This window comes from Rhizobium hidalgonense, from assembly GCF_005862185.2.
Lineage (GTDB): Bacteria > Pseudomonadota > Alphaproteobacteria > Rhizobiales > Rhizobiaceae > Rhizobium > Rhizobium hidalgonense.
Genome location: NZ_CP054027.1, coordinates 1431720 through 1447017, shown reverse-complemented (window position 1 = coordinate 1447017; position 15298 = coordinate 1431720). Strand labels below are relative to the sequence as shown.

Here is a 15298-nt window from a genome sequence, read left to right as displayed (position 1 = left end):
GCCCACGTCATCAAACTGTAGCAGTGGCGCGCTACACGCCCTGAACGCTAAAAAGGTGACAGACTCATGTCAGAATTTGCACCGGATGCCGGCTTCCGCAAGAACCGGAAACTCAAGGACGCCCTTCTCCGCCACAAGGCTTTTTCGAAGGATGGATTTTCCGAGCGTCTCTTCGGCCTTCTCTTCTCCGGCCTCGTTTATCCGCAGATCTGGGAGGATCCGGATCTCGACATGCAGGCAATGGAGCTGAAGCCCAACCATCGCATCGTCACCATCGGCTCCGGCGGCTGCAACATGCTCGCTTATCTCTCCAAGGCACCGGCCTCGATCGACGTCGTCGATCTCAACCCGCACCATATCGCGCTGAACCGCCTGAAGCTTGCCACTTTCAAGCATCTTCCCGGCCATACCGATCTCGTCCGCTTCCTGGCCATGCCGAACGAGAAGTCGAACAGCCGCGCCTATGACCAGCATCTCGCCGCCCAGCTCGACGAGGCGACCCGCAGCTATTGGAACGGCCGCAAGTTCGGCCGCCGCCGCGTCACCGTCTTCGACCGCAACATCTACGAAACCGGGCTGCTCGGCCGCTTCATCGGCGCAGCCCACCTTCTTGCCCGCCTGCATGGCGTCAAGCTGCGCGAGATGACCAAGACCCGCTCGATCCGCGAGCAGCGCCAGTTCTTCGAAGAGCAGATCGCGCCGCTGTTCGAAAAGCCGGTGGTCCGCTGGATCACCGGGCGCAAGAGCTCGCTCTTCGGCCTCGGCATCCCGCCGCAGCAATATGACGAGCTCGCAAGCCTCGCCGCCGATCATTCGATCGCCCCGGTCTTGAAGCACCGCCTGGAAAAGCTCGCCTGTCATTTCCCGATGCGCGACAATTATTTCGCCTGGCAGGCCTTCGGCCGCCGCTATGGCACGCAAGAGGAAGGCCCGCTGCCGACTTATCTGAAGTCGGAGCACTACCAGGTGATCCGCGCCAATGTCGATCGCGTCAACGTCCATCATGCAAGCTTCACCGAGCTTCTGGCCCGCGAGCCGGCCGCCTCGCGCGACCGCTACATCCTGCTCGACGCGCAGGACTGGATGACGGACGAGCAGCTGAACGACGTCTGGCGGGAAATCACCCGCACGGCGCGTGACGGCGCCCGCGTGATCTTCCGCACTGCCGCCGAAAAGAGCATCATCGAAGGCCGCCTGTCACCCTCGATCCGCGACCAGTGGGACTATTTCGAGGAGAAGTCGCGTGAACTGACGGCGCTCGATCGCTCGGCAATCTACGGCGGCTTCCACATTTACGGGAAGAAGGCGTGAGCAAGGTCGGTACCGAGACGGCAGGAAAGAGCAACGAACATGCCAGCCTGATGGATGGCATGTACCGCTACCAACGCCATATCTACGACCTCACCCGCAAATATTACCTTCTCGGCCGCGACAGCACGATCCGCAATCTCGACGTGCCGGACGGCGGCACCCTGCTCGAGGTCGGCTGCGGCACCGGCCGCAACATGGCCTTCGCCCACAGGCATTTCCCGACCGCCAAGCTGTTCGGCCTCGACATTTCTCAGGAAATGCTGATTTCGGCGCGCAAGACCTTCGCCATCAAGGCGACGATCCCGGAATTCCGCGTCGCCGACGCCACGGCGTTCACGCCGCGCGAATTCGGCGTCAGCGGCTTCGACCGCATCCTGATATCCTATGCCCTGTCGATGATCCCGGACTGGGAACGCGCCGTCGATGCATCGATCGCCGCACTCAATCCCGGCGGCCAGTTGCACATCGTCGATTTCGGCCAGCAGGAAGGCCTGCCGGGCTGGTTCCGGCGCATGCTGCAGTCATGGCTTGCGAAATTCCACGTCACCCCGCGCCCCGACATGCGCGAGGTCCTGGAAGCGCAAGCCCATGAAAACAGCGCAAGATTGGTGTTTGAAACCGTCGGCGGCGGTTATGCCTGGCGGGCGGCGATTGTCAGCAAGCGCTCATAATTCACTTGAAACTAACCGTTTTTTTACGTTGATATGGTGAAAAGAGGGTTATCCTCTGCTGACTCGTCATTTCCGAAGGTCAAGCTGTGGGGCAAAGAGATCATTCGAGTTACGACGGGACGCCCATGCGCCGGCTTTTGTTTTGCGTTTTGCCCCTGGCCATCATGCTGGCCGGCTGCACCTCCTCTGGTCATGACTATCTCGAAACGGCATCGATCAAGCCCAAGACGCGCTTCAAGGACACCGATCCTCAGGACTTCGGCCCAAAGCATCCGCAGCAGAATGCGATCCATGGCATCGACATCTCCAAATGGCAGGGCGATATCGACTGGGCGACGGTGAGGAATTCCGGCGTCGGCTTCGCCTTCATCAAGGCGACGGAAGGCAAGGACAGGGTCGATCCGCGCTTCGACGAATACTGGCGCGAGGCGCGCGCCGCCGGCATCCCGCACGCCCCCTATCATTTCTATTATTTCTGTTCTTCGGCCGACGAGCAGGCCGACTGGTTCATCCGCAACGTGCCGAAGGAGGCCATGCGCCTGCCGCCGGTGCTCGACGTCGAATGGAACGCCGAATCGAAGACCTGCCGCTACCGCCCCGACGCGGAAACGGTGCGCTCCGAAATGCAGCGTTTCATGAACCGGCTGGAGGCTTACTACGGCAAGCGTCCGATCATCTACACCTCGGTCGATTTCCACCGTGAAAATCTCGCCGGCTACTTCCAGGATTATCATTTCTGGGTCCGCTCGGTGGCAAAACACCCCGAAGTGACCTATTCCGACCGCCGCTGGGCCTTCTGGCAATATACCTCGACCGGCGTCATTCCCGGCATCAAGGGGCCGACCGACATCAACGTCTTTGCCGGCAGTGCAAAGAACTGGAACAATTGGGTCGCGGCCGTTTCCAAGGATAGAAATTCTTAGTAACGTCTTACAATGTTTCTTGCTTCCGTCACATTCCTCTGTGAAAGCGACGGCAATCTGTTTGATATAAGGACCGCATCCATGCACCGCTCGCTCGCAAGCCGCTCTGCACTCGCCCTTCTGTTTGCCCTCGCCCTCGCCGGCGGCGCGGCCGCCCAGCAGGCGCCGGACGCAGCCCCGGCCGCGCCTTGCGGCGGCGATCTTTCCGCCTTCCTTGACGGCGTCAAGAAAGATGCGGTTGCCACCGGCGCAAGTGCTGCAGCCGCCGACGCGGCCCTTGCCGGCGCCGAGATCGACCCCAAGGTCCTCAGCCGGGATCGGGCCCAGGGCGTCTTCAAACAGACCTTCCTCGAATTCTCCCAGCGCACCGTCAGCCAGGCCCGCCTCGACATCGGCCGCCAGAAGATGAAGCAATATGCCGACGTCTTTGCCCGCGCCGAGCAGGAATTCGGCGTTCCCTCCGGCGTCATCACCGCCTTCTGGGCGATGGAAACCGATTTCGGCGCTGTCCAGGGCGATTTCAACACCCGCAATGCCCTGGTGACGCTGTCGCATGACTGCCGCCGCCCGGAGCTTTTCCGCCCGCAGCTGATCGCCCTCATCGAGATGGTCCAGCACGGCGATCTCGACCCCGCCACCAATACCGGCGCCTGGGCGGGCGAGATCGGCCAGGTTCAGATGCTGCCGCGCGACATCATCGCCTATGGCATGGACGGCGATGGCGACGGCCATGTCCGCCTGAAGCAGAGCGGCCCGGACGCCATCCTGACGGCGGCGAAATTCATCCAGCATCTCGGCTTCGAGCGCGGCCAGCCCTGGCTGCAGGAAGTCACCCTGCCCGATAATCTGCCCTGGGAGAAATCCGGCCTCGGCGGCACGATGAAGGCAGGCGAATGGTTCGCGCTCGGCGTCAAGCCGCGCGACGGCAATACCGCCTTCGGCAACCTCGAAGGCGACCTGGTGCTGCCGCAGGGCCGCATGGGACCGGCCTTCATCGCCTACCCGAATTTCAAAATCTATCTCGAATGGAACAAGTCGTTCATCTACACGACCTCGGCCGCCTATTTCGGGACCCGGCTTTCCGGCGCTCCGACCTATCTCAAGGGTGTGCCGGAACAGGGGCTCGCCAACGACCAGATGAAGACGCTGCAGACCAAGCTGCAGTCGCTCGGTCATGATGTCGGCGAGATCGACGGCATCCTCGGCTCCGGCACGCGCGTCGCGATCCAGAAGGAACAGCAGCGTCTCGGCATTCCGGCCGACGGCTGGGCGACGCCTGCCCTGCTCAACGCCCTCTGATCCCACGGATGTCGCACCGCTGCCCGCTTCGCAAGAAACGGGTGGCGCTGGCCGCAGTCTGCCCTAAACATAGTGGTGAAGAATCGCCGCCCATTATCGGCAGACGATAGGGCGGCGAAGCGGCCTTGCGTGGAGGAACCGGCATGGACAGCAGGATGAATGCCTGGACCTGGAGCCTGCTGGTCCTGCTCGGCCTGATCTGGGGCGGCTCCTTCTTCTTTGCCAGCATCGCCGTCCAGCATGTGCCGCCACTGACCCTCGTCTTCCTCAGGCTGCTGCTTGCAGCCCTGGCGCTGCATCTCTATATCGCCGGCCGTTTCGACATCTATTCGATCCTCAAGGCCCGCTGGCGTGAATTCCTGATCCTCGGGCTGATCAACAATGCCCTGCCGCATGCGCTGATCTTCTTCGGCCAGACCCGCATCGGCGCCGGACTCGCGGCGATCCTGAACGCGACGACGCCGATCTGGACCGTGCTCATCGCCAATTATTTCACGTCAGACGAAAAGCTGTCGTCGGCAAAAATCGCCGGCTGCCTCGTCGGCCTGGCCGGAACGATCGTGCTGATCGGCCCCGGCATCTCAGCCGGTGGCGAGGCGCCGCTCTGGGCGCTGCTTCTGCCGGTACTGGCCGCCATCTCTTACGGTTTCGCCGCCACTTACGGCAAACGTTTCAAGACTATTCCCGCCCCGGTCACCGCCGCCGGCCAGCTGACCGCCTCCTCACTGATCACTTTGCCGCTATCGCTGCTGGCCGATCGTCCCTGGACGCTCCCCTTGCCGGAAGTCGATATCCTCCTCGCCATCCTGGCGCTGGCGCTGGTATCGACCGCATTCGCCTATATTCTCTATTTCCGGATCATGGCGGCAGCCGGTGCCACCAACGCCTCGCTCGTCACCCTGCTGGTGCCGCCGAGCGCCATCCTCCTCGGCGTGCTATTCCTTGGCGAAAGGCTGGCACTCGGCGAACTCGCCGGCATGGCGCTGATCGGTTTCGGCCTCGTCATTCTCGATGGCCGCGCCTATCGCCTGCTGATACGCACCGCCTGAAAGTCGGTTGCAGTTTCCCTATATTTTCAACCGCTTGCGCGCCGGCCATGTTTTAGGCGCATAGGTAAATCTGGATCGCCGGATTTAACGCCACGTTAAAAATTGTGAACAAAAATTTCGCGATAATTACATATTGATTTCAATGGCTTGCGGAAACGCTGTTCGACTTATCCACCGCACCCCTCTGCAGCGCAGCATAGAATTCGCTTTCCAACCGACATATTTCAGACATATTATCGACCGGTTAACGCGAGGAGACAGACATGGGACTCACGCAATCCTTGAATGTTCTGTTGGTCAGTGCAGCGTTTGCTTTCGTCTTGTCCATGCTCTTCATCTGAGCCGGCCGATACCGAGGCGTAATGACTGGTAGTACCTGAACTCCCCTGATCAATCCGCCAATAAAAAAGCGCATGTCCCGCCCGACATGCGCTTTTCACTTTTGAACTCGAAAGATCAGGCGGCCGCGCCCGCACTTTTCGCCGCCCGCCGCGAGAGACCGAGATTGTCGAGCACAGCGGAAACCAGCGGCGAACGGTTCATTGTATAGAGATGGAACTCATGAAGGCCCCGCCGGACGAGATCGTCGATCTGCTCGGCGGCGACATCGGCTGCGACCTTCGCCCGTTCTTCGGGCTTGTCGTCGAAGCCGGCGAAGCGCTCGTCGAGAAAGGCCGGGATGATCGTGCCGCAGGCACCGGCGAAACGCTTCAACTGCGTCAGGTTCTGGATCGGCATGATACCCGGCACAATCGGGATCGAGATGCCGGCAGCGCGCACCTTCTCCAGGTAGCGCTCGAAATTGTCGTTGTCGAAGAAGAACTGCGTCAGCGCCCGGTCGGCGCCATTATCGGCCTTGCGCTTGAGCATGTCGATATCGGCAGCCGTATCGCGGCTCTCCGGGTGTTTTTCAGGATAGGCGGAGACCGAAATCTCGAAATCGCCGACCGCCTTGAGGCCAGCCACCAACTCCGCCGCATTGGCGTAGCCGCCGGGATGCGGCTGGTAGGGCGCGCCTGCGCCTCCGGGCGCATCGCCGCGCAACGCCACGAAATGCGTCACGCCGACCTTGCGGAAGGTCTCGATCATCTGATGCGTCTCTTCCTTCGTCGCGCCGACGCAGGTCAGGTGCGAGGCGGTGGCAAGCGGCGTCTGCGACAGGAACCGTGTGACGGCAGTCAGCGTCGGCGCCTTGGTGGTGCCGCCGGCCCCATAGGTCACCGAGACGAAATCCGGATCCCAATCCTGCAGTTCGCTGACCGTCTGCCAGAGCTGGCCCTCCATCTCTTCCGATTTCGGCGGAAAGAATTCGAAGGAAATCCCGATATTGCGGCCGCGTGCCTCGTTATTCAAAGCCATGTCATACTCTCCCGGCAAATGTAGGTTCGGCGCCTTCGCTTAGTTGCGAAGCCATGAGGCGCCTCGGATCGCGCGCGAGCCAGACGGTGACCGTCAACCCCTGCCCGCTCTGCTGACCCGGATGAAGATCGACGACCTGCTCGACGTCGAGCCCGGCCCTGTGCAGCCAGTCGGATATCGCCTGGTGCGAAAAACCGAGACGGACATGCGCATGCTCGTCGCGGAGATATTCGAGCGTGTGCGGCGCAAGGTCGATGACCACGAGCCTGCCGCCCGGCCGCAGCATGCGCGCCGCTTCGGCGATCGCAATCTCCGGCTGGTCGAAGAAATGCAGTACCTGATGGATCGTCACCAGGTCGAAATCCTGGCCTTCGAACGGCAGGTTGAGGATATCGGCGTGGCGCACGGTGGCCTTGGTGATGCGGGATTTGTCGAGATTGGCGCGCGCCACGCTTAGCATGTCGCGGCTGGCATCGACGCCGATCGCCCGGCGGTAGAGCCCCGACAAAAGCTCGAGGATGCGGCCGGTGCCGGTGCCGAGATCGAGCAGCGAATCGATCGGCTGGCTGCCGAGCAGCCGGATGACGGCGGCGTCGACCTCTTCATCGGCGGCATGCAGGCGGCGAAGCTCGTCCCATTCCGCCGCGTTGCGGCTGAAATAGGCCTGTGCCCGCTCGGCCCGCTGACGCTTAACCTGCGACAGCCGTTCGCCGTCGCGAAGCACGGTCGGATCGTTTTCGGAGACATGCTTGAGCAATGCCCGCACCAGCATGGCCGCCTTGCCGTCCTGCTTGAGGCGGAAATAGGCCCAGGCGCCTTCCTGGTAGCGTTCGATCAGTTCGGCCTCGCCGAGCAGCTTCAAATGCCGGGAGATGCGAGGCTGGGATTGGCCGAGAATTTCGGTAAGATCGGTCACCGTGAGGTCGCCGCCGTCGAGAAGCGCCAGAAGACGCAGGCGCGTGGGCTCGCCGGCCGCCTTCATGACGTCCACCAGGCCATCCAGTCCTAGCTTCAAGGGTTCGCTCATCTCTAGTCCAATCAAGATATAAAGATATCTTTATGTGATTTGGATTACGGTGACAAGCGACAATTCGCACTTGAGCGAAATTGCCTGCTCAAATTGCGACAGCGGGAATACAAAAAAAGCCCCGGCCGAACCGGGGCTTCTCGACTGCAAAAACGGCTGCGATCAGCGCGTCAGGCGCTTATGAGCCTGGCTGCCTGGGTTGAGCGCGTCGGGACCGAGACGGCGAATCTTGTCCTGTTCATAATCCTCGAAGTTACCTTCGAACCATTCGACATGGCCTTCGCCTTCGAAAGCCAGAATGTGCGTCGCCAGACGGTCGAGGAACATGCGATCGTGGCTGATGATGATGGCGCAGCCGGCGAACGCCTCAAGCGCGCTTTCCAGCGCACCCAGGGTTTCCGTATCGAGGTCGTTGGTCGGTTCGTCGAGCAGCAGAACGTTGCCGCCAGCCTTCAGCATCTTGGCAAGGTGAACGCGGTTGCGCTGGCCGCCCGAGAGGTTGCCGACCTTCTGCTGCTGATCGCCGCCCTTGAAGTTGAAAGCGCCGCAATAGGCTCTGGAGTTCATATCGAACTTGCCGAGCTTGATGATTTCGGCGCCGCCCGAGATTTCCTCCCAGACGGTCTTGCTGCCATCCAGTGCATCGCGGCTCTGGTCGACGTAACCGAGATGGACCGTCTCACCGATGCGCACGGATCCGGCGTCCGGCTTTTCCTGGCCGGTGATCATCCGGAACAGCGTCGTCTTGCCGGCGCCGTTCGGGCCGATGATGCCGACGATGCCGCCCGGCGGCAGCTTGATCGACAGGTCGTTGATCAGCGTGCGGCCCTCGAAGCCCTTGGTGATGCCTTCCATCTCGATGACCACCTGGCCGAGGCGCTCGCTGACCGGGATGATGATCTGTGCGTCGCCGGGGCGCTGCTTTTCAGCCGCTTCCACCAGTTGTTCATAGGACTTGATACGCGCCTTGGATTTGGCCTGACGGGCTTTCGGGCTAGAGGCGATCCATTCCTGTTCGCGGCTGATCGCCTTCTGGCGTCCTGCCTCTTCCCGGTTTTCCTGCTGCATGCGCTTGGCCTTGGCGAGCAGGTAGGCCGAGTAATTGCCTTCGTAGGGAATGCCGCGGCCGCGGTCGAGTTCGAGGATCCAGCCAGTGACGTTGTCGAGGAAGTAGCGATCGTGGGTGATCATCATCACGGCGCCCGGATAGTCACGCAAATGCTTTTCGAGCCAGGCAATCGTCTCGGCGTCCAGGTGGTTGGTCGGTTCGTCGAGCAGCAGCAGGTCCGGCTGCGAAAGCAGCAGGCGGCAGAGCGCGATACGGCGGCGCTCGCCACCCGACAGGCTGGTGACATCGGCGTCGCGTGGCGGGCAGCGCAAGGCTTCCATCGCCATCTCGACCTGGCTTTCCAGATCCCAGAGGTTCTGGCTGTCGATGATGTCCTGGAGCTTTGCTCCCTCTTCCGCCGTCTCGTCGGAATAGTTCATCATCAGCTCATTGTAGCGCTCGAGTACGGCTGTCTTCGAGGCAACGCCTTCCATGACGTTTTCGAACACCGTCTTGTTGGGATCGATGTGCGGCTCCTGCTCGAGGTAGCCGACCGTCGCTCCTTCGGCGAGCCAGGCTTCGCCGGTATATTCCTTGTCCTGGCCGGCGATGATGCGCAGCACAGTGGATTTACCGGCGCCGTTTGGCCCGAGAATACCGATCTTGGCATCCGGGTAGAAGGAAAGGTGGATGTTCTCCAGGATCTTCTTGTTGCCATAGGCCTTGTTGAGGCCGGACATATGATAGATGAACTGACGTGCCATGCTGCGCTGCTCCGGGCGGGAAACTTCGATTGTGCCGCTATGTAGGCGAAACAGCGCCTGCGGGCAACGCCGAAACCCGGTTTAGGCAGGATTTCCGGTCAGAAGCCCGCAGCGTCGACGACGCCCTCGTCGCAGCCGAACGTCGTTTTTCCCGCGCCCTGGATCAGATCCGCAAGGCCGGCGCTTTTCGCCGACGCCGCCCCGGCGGCTTCAGAAAGCCCGATCGTCAACCCGCTGACCATTTTGACATTGCCGGCCCGCCGGCAGCTCATCTTGACGCGATCGCCGGCACCAGGGCCGAAGCTCTTGTCGAAAGCCGCCTTGATTGCCTCGGCCTTAACCGGCTTGCCGATATTGGCGGCGAAGAGATCGCGCACGGCCGAGGTGTTGAGCGCGCCCAGAAGATGCACCCCGACGCCGAAATAATCTTCGGCGCTCATTTTCGTACAGGTGCCGTGCTTCGTCCATTCATGCCGTTCCAGGCCGGATTGTGTGCCGGGCATCGCCTTGGACAGCGCCGCCTGCGTCTCGGCCGAAAGCGTCACCTCAGGCAATGTGTTCCACTTGCCGTCCTTGTCGGCAGCCTTCTGCTCGGCGCTCACGCCGCAATAATCCTGCCGCATCGGCCAGAGCCCGTGCAGCGAAAAATTCGTCGCATCGGGGCGCTCGCCGGTCTGGCTGGCGCATTCAGCTTTCTTCTGGTTCGTCTGGCAAAAGGCCGGCTGCCAGCTCGCCGCCAGAATAAAGCGGGTCGTCCCGCCGCCCTCCTGCGCCATGGCGGCGCCGGCAATTACCATCGATACGGCGACCGTCAAGGTACGCAACTGCATGCTGCTCATTTCAACCCCCAAAAAAGAACAATACAGGAACAAATAAGCACGAAGATGAAAAGCCCGCAACCCTGAATCGTAGCGTTGCCGCATTTTGTTATCGGATGAACCCGGAATGGATGTTGCTTTTGGACGCTGATCTGGTCTGTTGCGTCGGGGAGGATCCAGATGTTTTCTGAAACGCAAAGGCTCGCGGCGCCGGGAGCATCGCTCGCCTATCACCATGCCGAGGCCGCCGGCCCGGGGCGCGGCATCCTGTTGATATCGCACGGTCTCGCCGAACATTCGAAACGCTATCTCACTTTTGCCGAAGCGATGGCGGCGCGCGGTTATCACGTCTATGCCCATGACCACCGCGGCCACGGCGAGACGACGGCGCCCGACGCGCCGGTCGGCCGTTTCGCCCGGCGGGGCGGCGTCGACAGGGTGATCGGCGACGTCCTTACCATGCGCGCCCACGCGGCCATGCTCCATCCCGGCCTGCCGGTCATCCTCTTCGGCCATTCGATGGGCGGCCTCATCGCCCTCAATACAGCCGTCACGGCGCCGGCCGATTTCGACGCCGTCGCCGTCTGGAATTCGAATTTCGCCGTCGGCCTGGCCGGCCGCGCCGCCCAGGCGATCCTTTTGGCCGAGCGCATGCTGAAGGGCTCCGATGTGCCGAGCGGCCTGTTGCCGAAGCTCACCTTCGCAGCCTGGGGAAAATCGATTCCGGGCCGCCGCACCGAGTTCGACTGGCTGTCGCGCCTTCCCGGTGAAGTCGACAAATATATCGCCGATCCGCTCTGCGGCTTCGATGCTTCGGTGTCGCTGTGGCTCGATCTCTTCGAACTGACGTTTCGCGCGCCGCAGAAGCTCTATCTGGACCGGCTGCCGCGCGATATGCCGATCCATCTTGTCGGCGGTGGAGAGGATCCGGCCACCGAACGTGGAAAAGCCATCCTCTGGCTGTCAAACCATTTGAAAGCCTGCGGCTTCTCTCGTATCAGCACTCAGATATATCAGGACATGCGGCACGAAACGCTGAACGAGATCGGCGCTGATGCAGCGATTGCAGCCTTCGCGGAATGGTGCGACGAGGCCGTCGTAAGATCCTGAGCGAGAGAGATTCCGTCATGAGCAGCACCTCCGCCCGCCCTGCTTCCTCAGCCTCCGAGGTGACGACGGGGCTCGCGCTGATGTTTCTGTCGGTGATGTTTTCGCCGCTCATCGATATTTTCGCCAAGCTTGCGGTTGTCACCATCCCGTCCGCCGAGGTCACCGCCGGCCGCTTCGTCGTGCAGGCGCTGTTCATGCTGCCGATCGTCATCTGGCGGCAGAGCTTTGCTGATTTCTCCTGGCGCCAGAGCCTGTTCCACGCTATCCGCGGCTTAATCATCACCGTCTCGATGATCTCTTTCGTCACCACGCTGAAATACATGGCGGTTGCGGACGCGATTGCGATCTTCTTCGTCGAGCCGATCATGGTGACGATCCTCGGCGGCATTTTCCTGAAGGAGACTATCGGCTGGCGGCGCTATACCGCCTGCGGCGTCGGCTTTTTCGGGGCCATGCTGATCATCCAGCCGAGTTTCCAGGAGGTCGGCTTTATCGCCCTTCTGCCTGTCCTTAGCGCCCTCTGCATCGCGATCTTCGTGCTGATGACCCGCGTCCTCTCGCACCGGGAAGATCCCTGGGCGATGCAGTTCCAGATGGGCATCTGGGGTCTACTCTTCTGCACTATCCTGCTTTTTATCGGCGAAGGAAGCGGCTCCGATCTTTTCGACCCCGTCATGCCGGTGGGTAGCGCCTGGTTCTACCTCGCCGGCGTCGGCGCCATGGCCGCGATCGCCGGCATCTTCGGCGTCTATGCCTATCGCGCAGCACCGGCCTCGACGCTGGCGCCGCTGCAATATTTCGAGATCGTCTCGGCGACGATCTTTGCCTGGCTGGTTTTCGGCGACTTTCCGAATGCGGTCAAATGGCTCGGCATCATGATCATCATGGCATCGGGCTTCTACATCCTCTGGCGCGAGCGCCGCTTTGCTTCAAAGCCTGTATCCGATACATCTGAGGTGACGCTGGCGCCGTAGAAACGGACGAGGGAATATGACGGAGACGACGAAGAAGCCGCCGCTTGCCGGCATCCGGGTGATCGAGCTTGCCCGGGTGCTCGCCGGCCCCTGGGCGGGGCAGATGCTCGCCGATCTCGGCGCCGACGTCATAAAGGTCGAAAACCCGGACGGCGGCGACGATACCCGCCAATGGGGCCCCCCCTTCGTCGAAGGTGCCGATGGCAAAAACCTCTCGGCCGCCTATTATCACGCCGCCAATCGCGGCAAGCGCTCGATCACCGCCGATCTGAAGACCCCCGAAGGCCAGGATCTCGTCCGCCGTCTCGTATCGACTGCCGATGTAGTGATCGAAAATTTCAAGCTTGGCGGCCTCGTCAAATACGGCCTCGATTACGACAGCCTGCGCAAGCTGAATCCGAAGCTCGTCTACTGCTCGATCACCGGCTTCGGCCAGACAGGCCCCTATGCCGGCCTCGCCGGCTATGATTACATCGTCCAGGGCATGTCCGGCTTCATGTCGATAACAGGCGAACCGGACGGCCAGCCGATGAAGGCCGGCGTTGCCGTCGCCGATATCTTCACCGGCATCTATGCCGTCTCGGCGATCGAAGCTGCGCTGATCCACGCGTTGAAAACGGGCGAAGGCCAGCTCGTCGACATGGCGCTGCTCGACGTGCAATCGGCCGTGCTCGCCAATCAGAACATGAACTACCTGGTCTCCGGCGCAGCACCCACCCGCCTCGGCAATGCCCATCCGAATATCTCGCCCTATGAGGTCGTGCCGGTGGCGGACGGTTATCTTATTCTCGCGGTCGGAAACGACGGCCAGTTTCGCCGCCTCTGCACCATCCTCGGCTTGGAGACAATTGCCGGCGACGAGCGCTTTTCCACCAACAAGGCCCGCGTCGCCAATCGCGGCGATGTCCGCCTTCTCATCTCCACCGAGACGCTGAAATGGCAGAAGGCGGATCTCCTGAAAGCCTGCGAGGAGAATGCGGTTCCATCAGGCGCGATCAATACGATCGAGGAGATGTTCGCCGACCCGCAAATTGAGGCCCGCGGCTTGCGCATCGACCTTACGGACGCCGCCGGCACCGTAATCCCCGGGGTCAGGACGCCCGTGGTGCTGTCGGAGACGCCGTTGCGTTACACCAGGCCAAGCCCGCGTCTCGGCGAGCATCAAACAGAAATTCTGGCGGAACTCACCGAGCTTGAGAGGAAGGCATCGTCATGAAAAAGGCATCACTATGAAAAAGACGGGCGGGGAACTGATTGTCGAGGCGCTGAAGGCGAACGGCGTCAAGCGTCTGTCCTGCGTACCAGGCGAGAGTTTCCTCGCCGTCCTCGACGCGCTGCGCGACAGCGAGATTGACGTGCTCGTCTGCCGCCAGGAGGGCGGGGCGGCGATGATGGCGGATTGCTGGGGCAGGCTGACCGGAGAACCCGGCATTTGCATGGTCACCCGCGGCCCCGGCGCCACCAACGCCTCCGCCGGCCTGCATATATCGAAGCAGGATTCGATCCCGATGATCCTCTTCATCGGCCAGGTGCAGCGCGAAGCCCGCGAGCGCGAGGCCTTCCAGGAGGTCGAATTCCGCCGCGCCTTCACCGAATTCGCCAAATGGGTGGGCGAGATCGATGATGCCGCCCGCATCCCCGAATTCGTCACCCGCGCCTTCGCGATCGCCACCTCCGGCCGCCCCGGCCCCGTGGTGCTGACGCTGCCGGAGGATATGCTGCGCGACGAGGTCGAAGTGCCCCGCGCCAAACACTATGTCAGCGTCGAGGCCCATCCCGGCCGCCGCCAGATCGACGACTTTTATCTAAGACTCTTGAAGGCCGAGCGGCCGATGGTGATCCTCGGCGGCACGCGCTGGGATGCCGATGCCGTCGCCGATTTCGCCATCTTTGCCGAGCGTTTCCAACTGCCGGTCGGCTGCTCCTTCCGCCGGCAAATGCTGTTCGATCATCTCCATCGCTGCTATGCCGGCGATGTCGGCATCGGCATCAATCCGGCACTCGCCAAGGAGATCAAGGAGAGCGACCTGCTGATCCTGCTCGGCGCCCGCATGTCGGAAATGCCCTCCTCGTCCTACACGCTGATCGACATCCCCTACCCCCAGCAATCGCTCGTGCATATCTACCCCGATGCCTCCGAACTCGGCCGTCTCTACCGCCCGGATCTTGCGATCTGCGCCGCACCTGCCGATTTCGTCGCGGCACTTGCCCATCTGGAAGCACCGGCCGAGCCGCACTGGGCGGAACGCACGCAGCGCATGCACCAGGCCTATCTCGCCTGGTCGAAGCCGCCGGCGACAGGCCCAGGCGCCGTCCATATGGGGCCGATCATGGAGTGGCTGGAGGCCAATACCGGGCCGGACACGATCTTCACCAACGGCGCCGGCAACTACGCCACCTGGGTGCATCGCTTCCATCGTTTTCGCCGCTTCAATACCCAGGCCGCCCCCACCTCCGGATCGATGGGTTACGGCCTACCCGCCGCCGTCGCCGCCAAGCGGTTGTTTCCCGAACGTGAAGTCATCTGCTTTGCCGGCGACGGCTGTTTCCTGATGCACGGCCAGGAATTTGCCACCGCCATCCGCTACGGCCTGCCAATCATCGCGGTCGTCGTCAATAACGGTATCTACGGCACGATCCGCATGCATCAGGAGCGCGAATATCCCGGCCGCGTCAGCAATACCGATCTGACCAATCCCGACTTCGCAGCCCTGGCCCGCGCCTATGGCGGCCATGGCAAGACGGTGGAAAGCACGGAGCAATTCGCGCCCGCCTTTTTGCGGGCGCGCGAAAGCGGCAAGCCGGCGATCATCGAGGTGAAGCTCGATCCTGAAGCGATCACGCCGACACGCACGCTGTCGGAAATCGCGCAAACAAAAAGCCGGTAGGTCCGTGACTGACCCCAATCAGGGTCAGTTCACGCACCCACCGGCTTCGAGGAACAG

13 protein-coding genes are annotated in these 15298 nt (G+C 61.9%); 9 read left to right on the top strand and 4 right to left on the bottom strand.

All coding sequences use genetic code 11. The annotated features are described in order from the left end of the window. Positions 1-66: 66 nt before the first annotated feature. The 5 genes from FFM81_RS06820 to FFM81_RS06800 all read left to right on the top strand — a co-directional run bounded on the left by FFM81_RS06820 (position 67) and on the right by FFM81_RS06800 (position 5253). Positions 67-1311, top strand: a complete 1245-nt coding sequence (locus FFM81_RS06820; RefSeq protein WP_138385706.1) for a BtaA family protein — start codon at positions 67-69, stop codon at positions 1309-1311. Continuing rightward, positions 1308-1982, top strand: coding sequence for a class I SAM-dependent methyltransferase (locus FFM81_RS06815; RefSeq protein ID WP_138385705.1), 675 nt, complete (start codon positions 1308-1310; stop codon positions 1980-1982). Before FFM81_RS06820 ends, FFM81_RS06815 begins: the two co-directional genes overlap by 4 nt. A 125-nt stretch (positions 1983-2107) precedes the next feature. Next, the gene (locus FFM81_RS06810) at positions 2108-2905 is read left to right on the top strand and encodes a glycoside hydrolase family 25 protein (protein ID WP_025416643.1); all 798 of its coding nucleotides are present in this window, start codon (positions 2108-2110) and stop codon (positions 2903-2905) included. Positions 2906-2986: 81 nt separating this feature from the next. Further along, positions 2987-4204 carry a lytic murein transglycosylase gene (locus FFM81_RS06805; RefSeq protein ID WP_003565090.1) on the top strand — a complete coding sequence of 406 codons (1218 nt, stop codon included), beginning with the start codon at positions 2987-2989 and terminating at the stop codon, positions 4202-4204. Between the two features lie 143 nt (positions 4205-4347). After that, entirely contained in the window at positions 4348-5253 is a 906-nt protein-coding gene (locus tag FFM81_RS06800) for a DMT family transporter (protein ID WP_128398025.1), read from the top strand. A 456-nt stretch (positions 5254-5709) separates the two neighbouring features. On the opposite strand, the gene metF is transcribed toward FFM81_RS06800, so the two are convergent. The 4 genes from metF to FFM81_RS06780 all read right to left on the bottom strand — a co-directional run bounded on the left by metF (position 5710) and on the right by FFM81_RS06780 (position 10290). Continuing rightward, positions 5710-6612, bottom strand: coding sequence for a methylenetetrahydrofolate reductase [NAD(P)H] (gene metF / locus FFM81_RS06795; protein WP_025416646.1), 903 nt, complete (start codon positions 6610-6612; stop codon positions 5710-5712). 1 nt (position 6613) lies between these two features. Next, positions 6614-7639, bottom strand: a complete 1026-nt coding sequence (locus FFM81_RS06790; protein WP_128398026.1) for an ArsR/SmtB family transcription factor — start codon at positions 7637-7639, stop codon at positions 6614-6616. Between the two features lie 162 nt (positions 7640-7801). Then, positions 7802-9451: an energy-dependent translational throttle protein EttA gene (gene ettA / locus FFM81_RS06785; RefSeq protein ID WP_003565098.1), complete on the bottom strand. Its 1650-nt coding sequence runs from the start codon at positions 9449-9451 to the stop codon at positions 7802-7804. A 98-nt stretch (positions 9452-9549) separates the two neighbouring features. Continuing rightward, positions 9550-10290 (bottom strand): ribonuclease T2 family protein, encoded by a 741-nt coding sequence (locus FFM81_RS06780; RefSeq protein WP_003565100.1) that lies wholly within the window; start codon positions 10288-10290, stop codon positions 9550-9552. A gap of 159 nt (positions 10291-10449) precedes the next feature. Here FFM81_RS06780 and FFM81_RS06775 point away from each other — a divergent pair, with 159 nt between their 5' ends. From FFM81_RS06775 to FFM81_RS06760, 4 genes are read left to right on the top strand one after another with little or no spacing between them, the layout of a single operon-like run. Next, positions 10450-11379, top strand: a complete 930-nt coding sequence (locus FFM81_RS06775) for an alpha/beta fold hydrolase (RefSeq protein WP_138385704.1) — start codon at positions 10450-10452, stop codon at positions 11377-11379. Positions 11380-11396: 17 nt separating this feature from the next. After that, positions 11397-12353 carry a DMT family transporter gene (locus FFM81_RS06770; protein WP_025416649.1) on the top strand — a complete coding sequence of 319 codons (957 nt, stop codon included), beginning with the start codon at positions 11397-11399 and terminating at the stop codon, positions 12351-12353. Positions 12354-12369: 16 nt separating this feature from the next. Next, complete coding sequence (caiB, locus tag FFM81_RS06765; RefSeq protein WP_138385703.1) at positions 12370-13569, top strand: succinate--glutarate CoA-transferase; 1200 nt, start codon at positions 12370-12372, stop codon at positions 13567-13569. A 13-nt stretch (positions 13570-13582) separates the two neighbouring features. Then, on the top strand, positions 13583-15241 hold the full coding sequence (locus tag FFM81_RS06760) for a thiamine pyrophosphate-binding protein (RefSeq protein WP_138385702.1): 1659 nt from the start codon (positions 13583-13585) through the stop codon (positions 15239-15241). The last annotated feature ends 57 nt before the right edge of the window (positions 15242-15298 follow it).